The organism is Bacillus sp. ISL-18 (genome assembly GCF_018613415.1).
Classification (GTDB): Bacteria; Bacillota; Bacilli; order Bacillales; family Cytobacillaceae; genus Neobacillus.
The window spans coordinates 423979-440243 of the sequence record NZ_JAGGQG010000010.1 but is presented as its reverse complement, the minus strand read 5'-3'; the positions used below and the strand labels follow the sequence as shown (position 1 = coordinate 440243).

The window sequence follows — 16265 nt, the reverse complement described above, 5'->3', positions numbered from 1 at the left end:
GGTTGGCTTAATGAAGGTTGTAAAGCCAAGTGTAGATGGTTATTCCTTCAAATAATTTTAATAGGAGTTCTACACAGAATCCTAACATTCGTTTTACTTGGCATATTGTGATTGTATTTATTTTTAGGTTGGAAGGATTGGAACACCTTCTGTAAAACCTACCTCTTTCATGTTTTCTAGTTCATTGCTAGTACCCTTAAGTCTAAATGATTTAAGGGTTTTATGGAGTGAACTATTTACCGTTAAAAGAAAAACTCGAACCTAAGTGCTAAGAAGATGAAACAGTAACGGTGAACATGATTTACTCTTTGAGAATGTTGAGTGTAAACAACATTAAGCAAATGTGTATAGAACAACTTGAGGGCAACCAATTAAATTTAATCCAGTGAGGTTAAGATTGGTTGTCCGACTACTTGTTTTAAATAAGTATCTTAATTAAAGAAAAGGATTGTGATAATAGATGGAAATGAATATGAAAAACCCAATTATGAAAAAAATGATGAGAGAAGCAGAAAAATGGTACAGTGACAAAAAAGCTGAATTAAATATGCTACAAGGTAAGAAGCAAATTATTGAAAATGAAATTGGTCGTATGATTGGAGGTAAACAGGAACATAGGGACAATAGTTTTCTTAATACTATTGACGGAACACTACTAAGAGTTAATACAAATAACTTTGCTGAAGTTGTTGATGTTACCCCTATTAAATCATTCGAAGAATTATCTACTGGTGAACGTTCCGCTTTGTATGAGTCAGATAAGAAGCTATATAAAATGTTGGAACATGGCTTATATCAACCTAAGATGAATGAACGAATTATTGATTTAATGGTTACTGAAGGAGTCAAATATGAAGAGTTTGAATTAATATCTGAAACACCACAAAAGCCTGATTTAACAGGTTTAGACCTTGTTGACAGTCAAAAGGTTATTACCGAATATAGACAAGCTACTGAAGCACACACAGAACGATTAAATACTTACCGTCAAGATGTTGAAGCTTACCGTTCAGGTAAAATGAATCAAGACTTAAGAGAAGTTGAAGATAAGATTGCTGAAGTTCAAGCAGAAATTAGTTGAGGGTTGGCTTAATTGCCACCCTTTTTAATTTGGAGGTAATGAACAATGAAAGAAATAACTAATCAACAGAAGCAATTCTGTTATATGTATATTGATGATAAACCAATGGTTGAAATTGCTGATAAGCTACAAGTTCACCGCAACACTTTAACTAATTGGCTGAAGCAGAATGAAATTAAAACTTTTATTAATGAGATTCGCCAAAAAGACGCTGTTATGACTCTTAAGGATAAACGGTCTAGGTTAATGGAAATTATCAACGAAGAAACTTATGACGAAGTTGTTAACCCTAAAACGGGTGAAATAGTTAGGTTAAAGTCCCGTACACAAGATAGAATTAATGCTTTGAAGCTTCTAATGCAAGTTGATGGTGATTTAGTGGACAATAAGACTTTGACAATTGATATTAATGTTGGCGGTGTATTAGATGCCCCTAAAGATGCCTTATTAATTGAAGATGGTAATACGATTGAATTAGACCCAAGTGATTTTCAGTTTGTTAACGAAGATGATGATGAAGGTGAGGAAGAATGAAGGGAATAGTCGTTAGTATTGAACCGCCTAATTTAAGGGCAAAGATGAACGGTGATACAATTCATTATTATGTTGAACAAGATTACAGTTCAATTAATGAGAAAAAAGGCTTTATTATTTGTAACCTTGGTCGCTTAGCAAAAAATGATGGACAACTTGAAAAATATCCTATTCAGGTTAAATTGCATATTGGCAATATTAAACTAAATGACTTCTTAGAAAAATTCCAAATTGGGCAAAAGAATACTTTTAACGGTAAGGAACACTTTTTAAAAGCAATTGATATTCACATGAACGAAAATGAATTTGAGAAGAGAATTAATACAACTAAATTCGTTGCCGAATTATATTACAATGTTAAAGGTGACGAAAATGATTACCGATATATTTAATAAACCCCTTTTCCTTTATTGGAATTGGGGTTTTTTTCTTTGAATTACCTTCTTTTTTGAATACTACTGGATTTACAAATAAGAGTTCGATTGATACTATTAAATGTAGAGAGAGTTAATTGTTGGAAATACGGGGAGGAATTAACATGGCTTTAAATTTACCAATTAGTCATAGTGCCGAAATTCAATGTCCAAATTGTGATGAAAAATTTAATCTTAATTTTAAAATTCAAGATATTGAACATGAGGAAACTAATGAAAGACAAATGGGACCAGAAATGGGGTATAGTTTTATTGAAGAAGTTAAATGCCCTGATTGTAACCATGAATTTGAAATTGAAGGGGAAGTTTGGGAATATCCAGAAGGTGCTTTAAACTTCATTGAAATGAGATAAATTTATACATAAATAAAGCATTAGCACAAAAAATTGTGTTGGTGCTTTTTTTATTTAAGAAAAATATTAGTTTAATAAGAGATAAAAGATTTTTTATACCCTCAATCCCTTGATACATAAGCGTTTATTCTATGGCATCTGTAAGTGCAGTCACTTCTGCAATTGGATACCCGCGTAGAAGTAAATCTCCTGTTCTTCTTAAGAAATGGGCTTGTTCATTTACAGTCCATTTATGACGGCTCATCTTCATACACCAGCCGTTCATACTCGGTTTCTTGAATATAGCCAAGAGCAATGCCCTTGTTAATAACTTCTTTTAAGGTACGGTATTGTGTGTTAAACATTTCACCCTTGGCTGCTTTCATAACATTGTTTAAGTTCCGGCCGGATAAAAGTTCGAAAACACTTGCTCTTTTCCACCTCCCATAGGAATAGCACAATGGCGAACATTCTCCCTCACAATAAGGGCAGGTAAGTTCTACTAATCTCTGAGCCGTAACGGCAATTAATGTTTGCTCAACTTCTAGCCAGTTCACACCAAACTCACGGAGACGGTAAACGGCTCCTTTTGCATCTCGAGTATGCATTGTCGAAAGGACCAGATGCCCAGTAAGAGCGGCCCTTACAGCGATTTTAGCTGTTTCAGCATCCCTGATTTCCCCGACCATGATAATATCCGGATCATGGCGAAGAATCGCTTTTAAACCGGCTGCATAAGTCACACCAGCTTTTTCGTTTACTTGAACTTGCAGGACGGAGTCATAGTTTTTTTCGATAGGATCTTCGAGGGTAATAACATTCCGATGAAAGAGGTGGGCGGTTTCGTTTAGCAGGGAATAAAGTGTTGTCGTTTTACCTGATCCGGTCGGACCTGTAAAAATGATTAATCCGTGTGCATGTTTTAACAGGGCTAACAGCTTTCTTGTCATAGAAGGGAATAATGAAAGTTGGTGGAAGGGTATTTGCTCTTGTTGTGGTAAAAGCCGGATGACAAGGCTCTCTCTGTTGTTTGAAGGGAGTGTGGAAAGCCTAAGCCCCATTAAATGCCCGTCTACTTCACAAAAAACGGCACCGCTTTGAGGGCGTCTTCTTTCCCCGATGTCCATATTCGCAGTGAATTTAAAATGTGAAATTAACCTGTCGCATTCATCTTTTGGGAGGGACAATCTGGGAATGAGTTTGTTGGTTAAACGGATTTGAACAAGTGTGTCGTTCTTACGAGGAATAATGTGAATATCGGTTGCTTGATTTCGGACAGCATCTTTAATGATTCGATTAGCTAGTATTTCAATCGAGCTGACAATTGGTACCACCACCTTTTTACTTTTTCATTACTCATAATTCGACAGGGTTCATGCTTATCCTTCTTTATTTTTAAAAATATAAAAAAATTTTTTTTGGGGCATAACGGTGACAGGCACCATGTGAATTATTCACATGGTGCCTGTCACCGTATAGGGTAGTTTATATAGCTTTTTCAGTTAAGTAGAAGAGACCGCCGTTGATGAAGGAGATGTTGATTTTGGGTTCATATTGTTCTTTCAGCGCCATTTTTTCGGTTTCATAGTTCTCATTTGTTTCTTCTTCATCTTCATAGAAATGATTTAGTAACCGTAAGTCTTGTTCCCACCGATTGCGAGCCTCCTCGGCCCAAGTGTGGTCCTCTTCTGAAATCACGTTTCTTAAATAATTTTCTACCCGAATCATCCCGCTTTTTGGTTTAACCAACGGCGACAACGTAAACGAGTAATCCGGAATTTTAGGGGTAAGAGCTATTTTTTGAAGGCGGTCGTGAAAATTTTCGACCATTTGACCGTTTATAAGCTGCAGGCCGATTGACTTAAAAATATCACGTTTCCGGTCACACTGATAAGAGATCTTTACATTCATACACAACCATGGAAACAATGCTGTTTGGTTTTGAATGTATGAATGATTTTCATATAAACGAATATAACTGGCTAACATTTTGGTTGAAGCAAAGATTTGATGGAGCCGGGGAGAACCAAAATGAATAATTTCTCCCTTCATATTTTCCGGAGCTTTTTTTTGATCAGTGATCATTGTTAAGCTCATTGGATTTGGGATGCCGCCTGTTTTTTCGAGGTAATGCCAGTAAAAGGGACGGTTCATCAATTCTTTATCAAGTTCCACCGTTAACTGAACGATTAAATATCCAGGCTTATTTTCAACAATGGGGCAATCGTTTGCCTGAAAATACTTTAGAAGAAAATCATGAATTTCCTGCTGCTGCATGTGATTCACCCTCCTTCATTGATTGTGCAAATTCAATCATAGATGATAAGTTCTCCATTTTTATTCTCATTTCACCCTCAGAACTAGATTGACCGAATATATCAATTAGGTGGTCTTCAATATTACCAAATTCAAGCTTTGTCAGGATATCATCCAATTCACCGATAACCTTTTCAAATAGGTGGATTTTCTCATAAAGCAACTTCAGAATATGTTCTTCCACCGTGCCCTTGATCGCAAAATTATAAATCATGACATCCTTTTCCTGACCAAGACGATGGATCCGCCCAATCCGCTGTTCAAGCCGCATTGGATTCCAAGGTAAATCGAAATTAATAATATGGTTGCAGAACTGTAGATTGATTCCTTCCCCTCCAGCCTCAGTAGCAATGAGAACTTGTGCATGCTTCTGGAACAATTCCCGCATCCAATCTTTCTTTCCTCGTTTAAAACCACCACGGAAAGGAACCGAGCTGATTCCGTGCTGCTTTAAATACCATTGCAAATACATCTGAGTAGCACGATATTCCGTAAAAATGATCACCTTATCATTTACCTGCTGGATTAATTCAAGCGCTTTTTCAGCCTTTGAATTTTGCTGGACAGCCTCAACCTTGTTAATTAAAAATTGGATTTGTTCTTCAAAACCAGGAGTGGGGTCCTCTTTCTTTTGCAGCATGTTTTTTAGCGTATAGAAAACAGCCTCACGACTAGAGCAAGCCTCACGCTGTAAGGTCATCACCGAAAAAGCACTTGTTTGAGCCCAATCCCCTTCATTTTTCAGCATTGAAATGGATTCATAAAGATCCTTTTCACCAGGGGAAAATTCGATCGGAATGGTTTCAACCTGTCTTTTTGTCCATTCAATACCGGTATCGGCACGGCGATTCCGAATCATGACCTTGTTTACTAGTTCTTTTAAATGCTCATTATCATTTAACGAACGGGCATCCCGTTTATATTTTTCATAAAAGGCGGTCTCACTGCCCAGGTGCCCGGGTTTTAGAAGGGAAACAAGATTAAAGATCTCTTCGATTCGGTTTTGGATAGGCGTGGCTGTTAATAATAAACAAAATTTCTTTTTAAGGTTTTGGACAAATTCGTAGTTTTTCGTTTTGTTATTTTTTAATTTATGGGCCTCATCAATAATAATAAGGTCGTAGTCCTGCTTGTAAATAATATCACGGTGAGGATCTCGCTTCGCTGTATCAATCGAAGAAACCACGACATCGCACTGTTCCCAGACATAGCTTTTTCTTTGAGTAATAGCAGGTATAAAAAATTTGCTGTTGAGTTCAATTGCCCACTGGGTTACCAAAGAGGCCGGGACCAGTATTAACACCTTTTTTACTAAGCCGCGGATCATGTATTCCTTTAAAATTAATCCTGCTTCGATTGTTTTTCCTAGTCCCACTTCATCAGCAAGAATGGCTTTACCATTCATGTTTTCAATCACTTGTTTGGCTGTTTCGAGCTGATGCGGCAATGGGGTTAAATTTGGAAGATGATTTGGAGCCTGCAAGCCTTCAAACTCAGGGATCACCAAATGTTTTTCCACATCGATTGCTAGTTTAAAAAGCTCCCAATTGCCCCACGGACCATCGTTGTCTATTCTATGTAAAAAATCATCCTGCCAAGAGGAATCAAATTTAATTTCAACTGACATCATTACAGCTCCTTTTCATACAATGTTGTATCATTTATTTTGCCAATTAAAAGGGAGAATGGTGTTCTAATTTTCTAATAAATTTATTGCTCAATGTTGTAGTTTAATGATAGGATGATAATAGCTTTAGAATGTTTTAAATATTTTAATAAAGTAATTTATTTTTTAAGTATAATTAGTATTACCCAATTAAAAAATATTATAATGCGGATGACAGCAAGGGGAGAGACTACGGAACGTAGCGCCGAAGGAGCAAGCAGAAATGTGAATCTCTCAGGCAAAAGAACTCTTGTTTGACGCAGCTCTGGAGAGCGCTGCAAGATTAGCAGCCACCCACGGGGAAAACCACTTTAGGTAAACTTTCAGGTGCAAGGACAGAGACCTTCTTATATTCATAGGGAGGTTTCTGTCCTTTTTTTATCGTAAAAAGCCTGATTCAGTATAAGGGGGATAAATGGATGACTGAATTACAACGTACTCCGCTTTTTGAAGTGTATAAAGAATACGGAGGAAAGACCATCGATTTTGGTGGGTGGGAACTGCCGGTCCAATTTTCCAGCATTAAGGATGAACATGAAGCGGTCCGTACTAAAGCAGGTCTGTTTGATGTTTCCCATATGGGTGAAGTGGAAGTTAAAGGGAAAGATAGTTTACCATTTTTACAAAAAATGATGACGAATGATATTTCAAAAATTAAAAACGGCAGCGCTCAATACACCGCGATGTGTTATGAAAATGGCGGAACTGTCGATGATTTACTTGTTTATAAAATGGAGGACCATCATTATTTACTCGTGGTTAATGCTTCCAATATTGAAAAGGACTATAAATGGCTTGAGGACCATGTTGAAGGAGAGGTGATCCTTGAAAACTTATCCGAAAAGACAGCCCAGCTTGCACTTCAAGGACCACTTGCAGAAAAGGTTCTGCAAAAGCTTTCCGGAAATACAGACTTAAGTCAAATCGGCTTTTTCAAATTTCAGCAAGAAGTCATTTTAAACAATAAAAAGGCATTAGTATCAAGAACAGGATATACCGGCGAAGATGGTTTTGAGGTTTACTGTGATGCTGCCGATGCGGTTGACCTTTGGAAAGCCATATTAAAGGCAGGAGAACAAGACGGGGTTCTTCCATGCGGATTAGGGGCACGTGATACCCTGCGTTTTGAATCGGTCCTAGCACTCTATGGACAAGAGCTATCCCCTGAGATTACTCCTTTAGAAGCAGGGATTGCTTTTGCTGTGAAGTTAAATAAGGAAGCTGACTTCATCGGGAAGGAAGCGTTAAGAAAGCAGAAGGAGACCGGCTTAACTAGGAAATTAGCAGGGATTGAAATGATCGACCGTGGTATTCCACGTCATGGATACCCTGTATATAAAGGCGAAGAACTTATTGGTGAAGTGACTACGGGGACACAGTCGCCTACTTTAAAACGAAATATAGGTTTAGCACTTATTAAAACGGAATATGCCGACTTAGAATCAACGGTTGAAGTTGAAATCCGCGGCAAACGATTAAAAGCATCAGTCGTTCCAACACCTTTTTATAAAAGAGAAAAGTAAAAACACGAGGGGAGCAAGGTTATGAAACATCGCTATTTACCCATGACTGAACAAGATAAGAAGGCTATGCTCGAAACCATTGGCGTTTCTTCAATAAATGAACTGTTTAGCGATATCCCTGAAAAAGTTAGATTTAAGGGTGAGTATAACATTAAAGAGGCAAAGTCTGAGCCAGCACTGTTGAAGGAACTGTTTAAGTTAGCAGACCAAAATGCTGACTTCAAAAGAAATGTGTCGTTTTTAGGTGCAGGTGTTTATGATCACTATATGCCTGTAATTGTGGACCATGTCATTTCCCGTTCTGAATTTTATACAGCTTATACACCATACCAGCCTGAAATCTCTCAAGGTGAACTTCAAGCTATTTTTGAATTTCAAACGATGATTTGTGAGCTAACCGGTATGGATGTCGCCAACTCCTCCATGTATGATGGGGGCACTGCCCTTGCCGAGGCTGCTATGCTTAGTGCAGGTCATACGAAACGGAAGAAAATTGTCGTTTCAAGCGCGGTTCATCCAGAGTATCGCGAGGTCCTTAAAACATATGCAACAGGGCAGTATCTTGAAGTAATAGAAGCTCCTATTAAAGATGGAGTAACAGATCTTGCTTCCTTAAAGGATTTAGTAACCGAGGACGTGGCAGGGGTGATTGTCCAATATCCAAACTTTTTTGGACGCTTAGAGCCATTAAAAGAAATCGAGGAAATGATTCATGCCCATAAAGGGTTGTTCATTGTAAATAGCAATCCACTTTCATTAGGTGTATTAACGCCACCAGGCAAGTTTGGGGCGGATATTGTCATTGGCGACGCCCAGCCATTTGGTATCCCAGCAGCGTTTGGAGGCCCGCACTGCGGCTATTTTGCTGTTACCAGCAAATTAATGAGGAAGGTCCCAGGCCGTCTTGTCGGACAGACGGTGGATGACCAAGGACGACGCGGGTTTGTCTTAACACTACAAGCCCGTGAACAGCATATCCGTCGTGAAAAGGCGACTTCAAATATTTGCTCAAACCAAGCCCTTAATGCTCTTGCCGCATCTGTTGCGATGACTGCATTAGGTAAAAAGGGTGTTCGTGAAATGGCTGCAGCAAATCTGCAAAAAGCGCATTATGCCAAGAATGCCTTTAAAGAGGCAGGGTTTGAAGTGGCTTATGATGGCTTCTCCTTTAACGAATTTGTTGTAAAATTAGGCAAACCTGTTAAAGAAATCAATCAAGTATTGTTACAAAAAGGAATCATCGGGGGCTATGATTTAGGACGTGACTATTCAGAACTGTCTAACCATATGCTGATTGCGGTAACGGAACAACGAACAAAGGATGAAATTGATACTTTTGTGAAAGAATTGGGGGATTTGCATGCATAACCAAGACCAAGCACTCATTTTTGAACGTAGTACTCCTGGGCGAATCGGTTACAGCCTCCCGGAAATGGATATACCGGAATTAGAGGTGAGCAGCCTGCTTCCAGAGGGTTACTTGCGTGAAGAAGAGCCGGAACTTCCAGAGGTCTCTGAGCTTGATATTATGCGTCACTATACAGCTCTTTCAAAAAGGAATCATGGCCTGGATTCGGGTTTTTACCCACTTGGCTCCTGTACAATGAAATATAATCCAAAAATCAATGAAAGTGTTGCCAGATACAACGGCTTTGCACATATTCATCCTCTGCAGGAGGAGAGTTCCGTTCAAGGGGCGCTTGCACTTCTATACGATCTTCAGCAGCACTTAATTGAAATAACCGGTATGGACGAAGTCACCTTACAATCTGCTGCAGGTGCCCATGGTGAATGGACAGGATTAATGCTCATCCGGGCGTACCATGAATCAAATGGTGATATAAAACGGACGAAAGTAATCGTTCCGGATTCTGCCCATGGTACAAACCCTGCTTCGGCGACGATTGCTGGATTTGAAACCATTACGGTGAAATCTACCAATCAAGGCCTTGTTGATCTCGAAGATTTAAGACGTGTTGTCAGTGAGGATACGGCTGCTCTTATGTTAACCAATCCCAATACGCTTGGTTTATTTGAAGAACAAATTCTTGAAATGGCTGACATTGTTCATGGAGCAGGTGGAAAACTGTATTATGACGGCGCAAACCTAAACGCGGTTTTATCAAAGGCTAGACCAGGCGATATGGGATTTGATGTGGTCCATTTAAACCTTCATAAAACCTTTACAGGTCCACACGGAGGCGGAGGTCCTGGTTCGGGTCCAGTTGGAGTGAAAGCTGACCTGATTCCGTTTTTGCCAAAACCAATTATTACTAAGCGAAGAGATGAATATATACTAGACTACGACAGACCGCAAGCAATTGGACGTGTAAAGCCGTTCTACGGAAACTTCGGGATAAACGTTCGAGCCTATACGTATATTCGTTCGATGGGGCCGGATGGCTTAAAAGCGGTCACCGAGTATGCAGTCTTAAACGCTAACTACATGATGAGAAGACTTGCCGAATATTATGATTTGCCTTTTGATAGACATTGTAAGCATGAGTTTGTGCTAAGCGGTAAACGCCAGAAAAAATTAGGCGTACGGACACTCGATATTGCCAAACGCCTGCTTGATTTTGGCTATCATCCACCAACCATTTACTTCCCGTTAAACGTGGAAGAATGTATCATGATTGAGCCGACAGAAACAGAATCAAAAGAAACACTTGATGCTTTTATTGAGGCGATGATTCAAATTGCAAAAGAGGCCGAAGAACATCCGGAGATTGTACAAGAGGCTCCGCATACCACGGTTGTCGGCCGGCTAGATGAAACACTAGCAGCACGTAAACCAGTTTTAAAATACCAGAAGGCTTAAGTAAACATAAGGTCAGATCCTGGTATCTGACCTTTGCTACGTTTAAAAATTAAATAAGGTTCCGGAAAGTATACCGGAACCCTTAGTTTTATTATTTTTTGGCTTTTACTTTACCTGTCCATTTTTTAAATCCGCCTTGAAGCTGAGTTAAATCTTTGTAACCTCTGCGATGTAAGAATTGTGCTGCACGTGCACTGCGCATACCGCTTTGGCAATATAAAAATACCGGCATATCTGGGCGAATTTCTTTCATGCGCATTTTAAGTTGTGACATGGGAATATTGCGTGCTCCTAAAATATGGCCGCCTTCAAACTCGTTCGGTTCACGAACATCTATAAGTTGTGCCTTACGATATCCTGCACGGAATTCTTCTTCTGTTGCCGTTTTAACAATCCTCTTTTGATAAAAATAGGTAAACAGGGAGTAGATAATAACGGCTAAAATAATAATTAATAAAGAATAGAGTGAATTCAACTTCTTTTGCTCCTTTCAAGCTTTACTGCACTAGTATTTATTATATAAGTCATTCCATTAAAGATAAAGATGTAAAGGAAAAACTTTTTTTGATGCCTAATAAAATTATACCAGAAACATCTCGTTTTGAATTCCTATCAGATTTTGGTAGACTAAAATTTGTAATTATTTTATTAAATGAGGTTTTAACATGAAAAAAGAAACTTGGCGTTTTATAGATTCCGGTAATGGTTCACCATCCTATAATATGGCTTTAGATGAGGCTTTGCTTGATTGGCATAGTGAAGGAAAGTTTCCTCCGGTCATACGCTTCTATGGCTGGAATCCACCAACCTTGTCTGTTGGCTATTTTCAAAAAGTAGAAAAAGAAATTGATATGGATGCTGTCAAAGAGCATCATTTAGGGTTTGTTAGAAGACCGACTGGCGGCCGAGGTGTTCTCCATGAGCATGAGCTTACTTATAGTGTCATTGTTTCCGAAGATCATCCTGAGATGCCTAAAACAGTTACGGAGGCTTATCGTGTAATTTCGGAAGGGATTTTAAAAGGATTCCATCATTTAGGACTCGAGGCTTATTTTGCGGTTCCGAAGACAGCGGAAGAACGTGATGCATTAAAAAATCCGCGCTCGGCAGTATGTTTTGATGCCCCAAGCTGGTATGAATTAGTGGTTGAAGGCAGAAAAGTGGCAGGCAGTGCACAAACAAGACAAAAAGGCGTTATTCTGCAGCATGGATCCATTCTTCTAGATTTGGATGAGGATAAGTTATTTAGTTTATTTAAATACTCTAATGACAGAGTGAAAGAACGGATGAAAAAAGCTTTTAAGGATAAGGCCGTTGCCATTAACGCCATTAGTCCCCGCAAAATAACACTTGAAGAAGCGAAAGAGGCTTTTTATAAAGGCTTTGCTGAAGGGCTAAATATTGAATTGGAACCCTACCAATTAACAGAAGACGAAATTGCTTATGTCGAAAAAATTGCAAAAGAGCGTTATGAAAGTGATGAATGGAATTTTAAAAGGTGAGCTAAGGAGCGGCGCATGCCGCTTTTTCTTTTGTTAATACTTTTTAAAAAAAGAGGCAAGCCTCGAAATTTGTTAAATCTTCCTGTTATTTGACGAAATTCACCTGAAATCTTTTATTTTCTTCTCATTCTAGTTTTTTTTGAGTTTGACAAATTGAATCTGATTTGCTGGGTATACAATATATAGTGGTGTCGAAAATATTTTCGGTACTATATGTTGATTTATAGGATATAACGTGTTAACTTAAATTTATTAAGACAACTAGATATAGCGTTACTACTAGAATCTAGCACAATATAGAGATTTTTTTAAAGGAGTTGTTCTCATGTCTGTAGTTTTTAGACAAAAAATGAATATTGATTTTGAAAGGTTGAATGAGGATATCCGCTTATTCCCCCAAGTGCACCCGGTTACCCCAGATATGAAAATAACTCATAAAGGTGTATCAAGATTGGTTATGCTCGATCGTTATACCTTTAAAGACACAGCAAAAATTACCCTAACAACTGGCGACTTTGTTGTATTAACAATTAAAGAGGATCCAAAATTCCCAGCTCGCGGCTTAGGTACGATTTTGGAGATTGATTGGGAAAAGAAAAAGGCAAAGGTTTTGGTTGAAGAAGAATTTAGAGGAGTACTTGATTCTGAGGAAGCTGCAACAGGTGAGATCATCCGTTCTTTAGATGTGATTGAGAAGCCATTGGAGCTCTTCTATGAGCAGATTGCGAAAAGGAATGCCACTGGTCTTGCTGCAGTTGAAACAACGGAAGAGAAGCGCTTAGAGTGGACGGAGAAGTTTTATCAAGAGTTAGTGAACCTGAACTTTATTCCTGCAGGCCGGGTTCTTTATGGTGCAGGGGCCAATACGGATGTTACGTATTTTAACTGTTATGTCATGCCATTTGTAGCAGATTCTCGTGAAGGCATTTCCGACCATCGTAAACAGGTTATGGAAATCATGAGCCGCGGCGGCGGTGTTGGAACGAATGGTTCAACATTAAGACCGCGTAATACATTGGCTAGAGGCGTAAATGGTAAATCTTCTGGTTCGGTTTCTTGGCTTGATGATATTGCGAAATTGACTCATCTAGTTGAGCAAGGCGGTTCGCGCCGGGGGGCTCAGATGATCATGCTGGCTGATTGGCATCCGGATATTATTGAATTTATTATTTCTAAAATGCAGAATCCTAGAATTCTACGATTCTTAATTGAAAATACAAACGATGAAACAATCAAAAAGCATGCAAAAGATAAACTTAAATTTACACCTCTAACAGCTCAAGAAACGGCAATGTACCAAGGAATTGTGAATTACAAAAGTATTCCTGGATTTGGTGGTTTTGATGAAAATAGTATTGCACATGCAGAGGAAAAGCTGTTAACTGGCGGAAATTACACCGTTCATAACTCAGAATTCCTAACTGGTGCAAACATTTCAGTATGTTTAACAAAGGAATTCATGGAAGCTGTTGAAAACGATGGTGAATATGAACTGCGATTCCCATATGTTGAACACTATAATCAAGAAGAAATGAAAATCTACAATGAAGAATGGCATAAAGTCGGTGACGTGCGTGAGTGGGAAAAACTTGGCCATAAAGTTCGTGTTTATAAGAAAATAAAGGCAAAAGAACTTTGGAATTTAATTAACATCTGTGCTACTTACTCTGCTGAACCAGGTATATTCTTTATTGATAATGCAAACGACATGACAAATGCAAAAGCATATGGGCAACAAGTCGTTGCAACAAATCCATGTGGAGAGCAGCCACTTGCACCATTTTCTGTCTGTAACCTTGCTGCAGTAAACCTTGCTGAAATGGCAGATAAAGAAACCAAAACTGTTGATTTTGATAAGCTTAAACAAACTGTAGCAATCGGTGTCCGAATGCAGGACAACGTCATAAACGCTACTCCATACTTCTTAGAAGAAAACAAAAAACAAGCTCTTGGTGAGCGCCGTGTTGGCCTTGGTGTCATGGGATTACATGATCTCCTAATCTACTGTGAAACAGAATATGGTTCACCAGAAGGTAATGAACTAGTTGATAAAGTATTTGAAACAATTGCAACGACTGCATATAGAACATCTGTTGAATTAGCAACAGAAAAGGGAAGCTTCCCATTCTTAACGGGCGAAACACCTGAGGAACAGAATCGCTTACGACAGGCATTCATTAATACAGGATTTATGAAAAAAATGCCTGAAGATATCCGTGAATCAATACTAGAAAAAGGAATTAGAAATTCACATTTGCTAACCGTTGCTCCAACGGGTAAAAATATTGCCCCCAGTGTTCGTAAGAGCGCTGCGTAAACTTAGCTATATGCGGGAAACCCTGGCGAATCTCTTACTACCTTGTCTTGCCAACTATTAATAGGTAAAAAGGTAAGAGTGTTGGCGAAAGCCTACCAGACAATCCGCAGGGAAGTCGTGGCTGACCCCTCAACGACTACATGCTGAGCAACCATTTTAGTTGCAGGAACATTTGTTCTCCTTTATAATTATTAAAAAGGACAAAGGAGAATTACTGTGATTAAACAATGTCTTAATTGTGGTAAGGATATTAGAGTAAACCTAGTCATTTTGATAGGAAGAAATTTTGTTCTCGTAATTGTCAAACGGTATTTCACAAAAATCATCCTCCAGACTTCTGAAAGGAATTATCTAAGAAGAGAGAGGTGAGATGTAGTTTTTGTGGAAATACAATAACTCGTAAACCGTCAGTGATATTTAATACCAACTTTTGTAACCAAAACTGTAAGCAAGCTTACCAGATTCAAAATGGACATTTAATTAATCAACATTTAAGAAAACAGGTTGATATTATATGTGCTAATTGCTGGCAAAAATTTAGTGTTCCTCAGAATCGAGAAAGAACAGCTAAATATTGCTCCAGAGGTTGTCTGGGAAAAGCTAATGGTAGAAGAGGGAAAATACAATATAAAAATCAAGTCCACGTCACATGTACTAGTTGTGGTAAAGATTTTGAGAAAAAACCTTCTACTTTACGAACGCTTAATTTCTGCTCAATAATGTGCATGGGCAAATATTACAGTGATAGTAAGATGTTTTCTGGTGAAAAAAGTGGAACATGGAACGGTAGAGACATTGACTATTATGGACCGAATTGGCTAAGTCAAAGAAGATTGGCCAGAGAACGAGATCAATTTACCTGTCAAAACTGTGGAATATCTGAAGAACAATATGGAAAAGAACTATCAGTTCATCATATTATTCCATTTCGTAATTTTAATGGAGACTGGGAAAGTGCAAATAAATTGTCAAACCTTATTTGTCTCTGTGAATATCCTTGTCATCGAAAAAGACATTCAAAAAATGGTTGATGATATAGTCTGACCCATATGGCGACATATGGAGTGGGTACTAATAACCCCGCCCTCTATGAATTATAGAGAGTAACAAACGTGAGTACTGGAACAATGGTTGGCGTCTCTACCGGATTAGAGCCTTATTTCTCATTCTCTTACTTCCGAAGCGGACGTCTTGGCAAATTTATTGAAGTAAAAGCAGATATCGTCCAAGAATATTTAGATCAGCACCCTGAAGCAGACGCTAACAACCTGCCAAACTGGTTCGTTGCTGCCATGGAACTTGCACCAGAAGCCCATGCAGACGTTCAATGTGTCATTCAGCGCTGGATCGACAGCTCCATTAGTAAAACCGTTAACGCACCAAAAGGATACAGCGTAGAACAAGTAGAAAAAGTATACGAGCGCCTATATCGCGGCGGTGCCAAAGGCGGTACCGTATATGTAGACGGTTCACGTGATTCACAAGTATTGACTCTAAAAGCAGAGGAAAATACAAATGAACAACTATCCATGTTTGAGGAAAAACCACATCAACATGTCGTTCTTGTTGATACAATTAGTGACCTTCGTTCAACAGATGTAACAATTGGATCTGAAGTCGGAAATACCTGCCCAGTCTGCCGTAAAGGAAAAGTTAAAGAAATCGGCGGCTGTAATACATGTACCAACTGTAATGCTCAATTAAAATGTGGTTTATAAAAATTATTTAGAGGATGGGAT

The 16265-nt window shown here is 38.7% G+C and carries 13 protein-coding genes, 2 pseudogenes and 1 riboswitch; of the genes and pseudogenes, 11 read left to right on the top strand and 4 right to left on the bottom strand.

The window, feature by feature from the left end:
- The first annotated feature begins 472 nt into the window (after nucleotides 1-472).
- The 4 genes from J7E81_RS15255 to J7E81_RS15240 all read left to right on the top strand — a co-directional run bounded on the left by J7E81_RS15255 (nucleotide 473) and on the right by J7E81_RS15240 (nucleotide 2402).
- Nucleotides 473-1081, top strand: a complete 609-nt coding sequence (locus J7E81_RS15255; protein WP_215043477.1) for a hypothetical protein — start codon at nucleotides 473-475, stop codon at nucleotides 1079-1081.
- 45 nt (nucleotides 1082-1126) lie between these two features.
- On the top strand, nucleotides 1127-1615 hold the full coding sequence (locus J7E81_RS15250; RefSeq protein ID WP_215043475.1) for a hypothetical protein: 489 nt from the start codon (nucleotides 1127-1129) through the stop codon (nucleotides 1613-1615).
- Nucleotides 1612-2007, top strand: coding sequence for a hypothetical protein (locus J7E81_RS15245; protein WP_215043473.1), 396 nt, complete (start codon nucleotides 1612-1614; stop codon nucleotides 2005-2007). The genes J7E81_RS15250 and J7E81_RS15245 overlap by 4 nt, the downstream gene beginning before the upstream one ends.
- 146 nt (nucleotides 2008-2153) lie before the next feature.
- Nucleotides 2154-2402 (top strand): hypothetical protein, encoded by a 249-nt coding sequence (locus tag J7E81_RS15240; protein WP_215043471.1) that lies wholly within the window; start codon nucleotides 2154-2156, stop codon nucleotides 2400-2402.
- Between the two features lie 230 nt (nucleotides 2403-2632).
- On the opposite strand, the gene comGA is transcribed toward J7E81_RS15240, so the two are convergent.
- From comGA to J7E81_RS15225, 3 genes are all read right to left on the bottom strand, one after another.
- The gene (gene comGA / locus J7E81_RS15235; protein WP_215043469.1) at nucleotides 2633-3718 is read right to left on the bottom strand and encodes a competence type IV pilus ATPase ComGA; all 1086 of its coding nucleotides are present in this window, start codon (nucleotides 3716-3718) and stop codon (nucleotides 2633-2635) included.
- Nucleotides 3719-3866: 148 nt separating this feature from the next.
- Nucleotides 3867-4658, bottom strand: coding sequence for a YqhG family protein (locus J7E81_RS15230; RefSeq protein WP_215043467.1), 792 nt, complete (start codon nucleotides 4656-4658; stop codon nucleotides 3867-3869).
- A complete protein-coding gene (locus J7E81_RS15225; RefSeq protein ID WP_215043465.1) occupies nucleotides 4636-6324 on the bottom strand; it encodes a DEAD/DEAH box helicase in 1689 nt (562 codons plus the stop codon). Before J7E81_RS15225 ends, J7E81_RS15230 begins: the two co-directional genes overlap by 23 nt.
- Nucleotides 6325-6534: 210 nt before the next feature.
- Nucleotides 6535-6623, top strand: a riboswitch (glycine riboswitch).
- Nucleotides 6624-6782: 159 nt separating this feature from the next.
- Here J7E81_RS15225 and gcvT point away from each other — a divergent pair.
- Genes gcvT through gcvPB form a run of 3 tightly spaced genes read left to right on the top strand, consistent with a single transcriptional unit; the run spans nucleotide 6783 to nucleotide 10707 of the window.
- On the top strand, nucleotides 6783-7886 hold the full coding sequence (gcvT, locus tag J7E81_RS15220) for a glycine cleavage system aminomethyltransferase GcvT (protein ID WP_215043463.1): 1104 nt from the start codon (nucleotides 6783-6785) through the stop codon (nucleotides 7884-7886).
- 21 nt (nucleotides 7887-7907) lie between these two features.
- Nucleotides 7908-9254: an aminomethyl-transferring glycine dehydrogenase subunit GcvPA gene (gcvPA, locus tag J7E81_RS15215; RefSeq protein WP_215043461.1), complete on the top strand. Its 1347-nt coding sequence runs from the start codon at nucleotides 7908-7910 to the stop codon at nucleotides 9252-9254.
- A complete protein-coding gene (gene gcvPB / locus J7E81_RS15210; RefSeq protein ID WP_215043459.1) occupies nucleotides 9247-10707 on the top strand; it encodes an aminomethyl-transferring glycine dehydrogenase subunit GcvPB in 1461 nt (486 codons plus the stop codon). The genes gcvPA and gcvPB overlap by 8 nt, the downstream gene beginning before the upstream one ends.
- 91 nt (nucleotides 10708-10798) lie before the next feature.
- Here the strand turns inward: gcvPB and J7E81_RS15205 are convergent, their stop codons facing one another.
- The gene (locus tag J7E81_RS15205; RefSeq protein WP_215043457.1) at nucleotides 10799-11182 is read right to left on the bottom strand and encodes a rhodanese-like domain-containing protein; all 384 of its coding nucleotides are present in this window, start codon (nucleotides 11180-11182) and stop codon (nucleotides 10799-10801) included.
- 190 nt (nucleotides 11183-11372) lie between these two features.
- Here J7E81_RS15205 and J7E81_RS15200 point away from each other — a divergent pair, with 190 nt between their 5' ends.
- From J7E81_RS15200 to J7E81_RS15185, 4 genes and pseudogenes are all read left to right on the top strand, one after another.
- Complete coding sequence (locus J7E81_RS15200; RefSeq protein ID WP_215043455.1) at nucleotides 11373-12209, top strand: lipoate--protein ligase family protein; 837 nt, start codon at nucleotides 11373-11375, stop codon at nucleotides 12207-12209.
- A gap of 325 nt (nucleotides 12210-12534) precedes the next feature.
- Nucleotides 12535-14487: pseudogene (locus J7E81_RS15195) on the top strand (vitamin B12-dependent ribonucleotide reductase); the annotation flags it as partial.
- A gap of 404 nt (nucleotides 14488-14891) precedes the next feature.
- Nucleotides 14892-15557, top strand: a complete 666-nt coding sequence (locus J7E81_RS31105; RefSeq protein WP_215043453.1) for an HNH endonuclease — start codon at nucleotides 14892-14894, stop codon at nucleotides 15555-15557.
- Nucleotides 15558-15641: 84 nt separating this feature from the next.
- Nucleotides 15642-16244: pseudogene (locus J7E81_RS15185) on the top strand (hypothetical protein); the annotation flags it as partial.
- Nucleotides 16245-16265: the final 21 nt, after the last annotated feature.